The 1911-nt window shown below is 51.4% G+C and carries 2 protein-coding genes and 1 pseudogene; all 3 read right to left on the minus strand.

Annotated elements, in window-relative coordinates; translation table 11 throughout:
* Positions 1-42: 42 nt before the first annotated feature.
* A pseudogene (locus H6F43_RS10830) lies at positions 43-189 on the minus strand (Uma2 family endonuclease); the annotation flags it as partial.
* Positions 190-225: 36 nt separating this feature from the next.
* Complete coding sequence (locus H6F43_RS10835) at positions 226-699, minus strand: GNAT family N-acetyltransferase (RefSeq protein ID WP_190342777.1); 474 nt, start codon at positions 697-699, stop codon at positions 226-228.
* Positions 700-702: 3 nt separating this feature from the next.
* Positions 703-1911: TIGR03279 family radical SAM protein (locus H6F43_RS10840; RefSeq protein ID WP_190342778.1), on the minus strand; the 1209-nt coding region annotated here is incomplete at its 5' end.

The following is a 1911-nucleotide window of genomic DNA, read 5'->3' on the forward strand; positions in this document are numbered from 1 at the left end:
CTTAGTGGAAGTAGAGATAGATGTTTAGCCGTTAGCTTGAGGACCGCTGTCTCCACCTACGGGTGCCATGATGATTAAGGTTCCTTCCGCTGTCTGTTCAAACTGCAATTCCCGATCGTTCTGACATTGGTAGAACTGCTCATCTGCCAGTTGAATCGCATCCAAATTGAGCGTAGTTAAGACAGTCATGGTTCTCAATCTAAAGTTGGTGGAGTTTGACAGATCTCAAAGTAGCTTTTCCATAAAGACCGTACACGGACCCTCGTTGTAGCGCTCGATCGAATAGAAGCCAAGCTTTTTGTATAACCTGATAGCAGCCGCTTGTTTTTGCGCATCTGCTGTATCCAATCGAATCGTTTGATAATTGGCTGCTCTTGCAAAGTCTAGAAGCATTTCAGCCATCTTTAGTCCTAGCCCCTGTCCGCGATAGGCTTGCAGAAACCACATTCGCTTCAGCTCACAGATCTGATTGCTCAACCGTCGAACTGCGCCGCTACCCACGACACGATCGCTATCCATAAGAACTAAAAACGTGCCCTTATTATTGAAATAGTACTCCTGAACGTTATCAATATCTGACATGGAATCGTATTGGCGAATCAATGCCTCTGACACCTGAAAGATCTCTTGGCAAGCTGCAATCAAAACTTGCTTGACTTCCTCGGCTTGGTGAGGTTGCATTGGCTTGATTTCAAGCATTCTTCACTCATGAATACACGCTTCAATTAGTCCTTCAATTCCATCGACCGGAACGATGCGAGTACTCAGTTGATCAGCCAACTCTGCTACCGTCGTGTCGTCCAAAAACTTTGGTTCATCGTGCTTTAGCATCACCGAGGGCAGCAGCACTCCGTCGCCCAGATCCCGATTTTGCAGCGCGTGCAGAATATCCTGCCCAGTCAGTAGCCCTGTCACTGTCATGGCTTGCCCCCAGTAGTCACTGCACAGCGCTACCATCTCTACCTCCAGTCCTGCCACCCGATTGAGTCGCTGCACGATCGGTTGAAACGCTAGTTCTACGGCATTCCCTACCACCCAAACAAACCGTCGCGTTCCGCTACGCTGCTGCGGTAGTTTTTTCGCCGCTGTCTCAAACTGCTTGAGAAACTGCCGAATTGATCCCACCCCGTTTCCAATCTGGGGATACTCCTCGTAGTGCGATTCCGGCGGTAGCTCTTGTCCTGCAAGTAGAAACCACTCATCCGCTAGCCACGCGAACGTCGAGCCGAACTGCTGCCGAAACTTCGCCTGAAGCGCTTGCACCTGAGCGATCGTCTCCTGCGCCTTCTCACGGGTCACGGGCACCAGTTCATCCTCAGACGGACGAAACCGCGTCAAGCCAACGGGTACTACAGCCACCGACGAGACGGCTGGAATCTCGTCTTGGTGAAACTGAGCCAGATCTAGCAGCGTGTGCGTCAGGTGCTCTGCGTCATTAATGCCTGGACACACGACTACCTGAGCATGGATTTGGAGGCGGCGTTCCTGAAACCAGCGCAACTGATCGAGCAGCAGACCCGCACGAGGGTTTTTCAGCAGGCGCGATCGTACCTCTGGCTCGGTCGCATGAACCGAAACATACAGCGGTGATAGGCGCATCTGCTCGATCCGGTCCCACTCGCGCTGGGTCAAATTTGTCAGGGTTAAATAGCTGCCGTAGAGAAAGCTGAGGCGGTAGTCGTCGTCTTTGAAGTAAAGGCTCTGACGCTTTCCAGGCGGCTGCTGGTCAATAAAGCAAAACGGACAGCGATTGTTGCACTGGATCAAGGCATCGAACAGCGCTGTCTCAAACTCCAGTCCTAAATCTTCGCCGTAGTCTTTTTCAATCTCGATGTGATGGCTGTTGCCTTTAGCATCCAGCACCTCCAATTCCAGCACCTCATCGGCGCAGAAAAATCGGTAGTCAATCAG

Origin of the sequence: Leptolyngbya sp. FACHB-36 (assembly GCF_014695955.1) — a bacterium.
Taxonomy (GTDB): domain Bacteria; phylum Cyanobacteriota; class Cyanobacteriia; order Leptolyngbyales; family Leptolyngbyaceae; genus FACHB-36.

Bases quoted from the DNA above. Each gene is read 5' to 3' on its own strand.
- H6F43_RS10835 (WP_190342777.1), bottom strand. From the start codon at position 699: ATGCTTGAAATCAAGCCAATGCAACCTCACCAAGCCGAGGAAGTCAAG.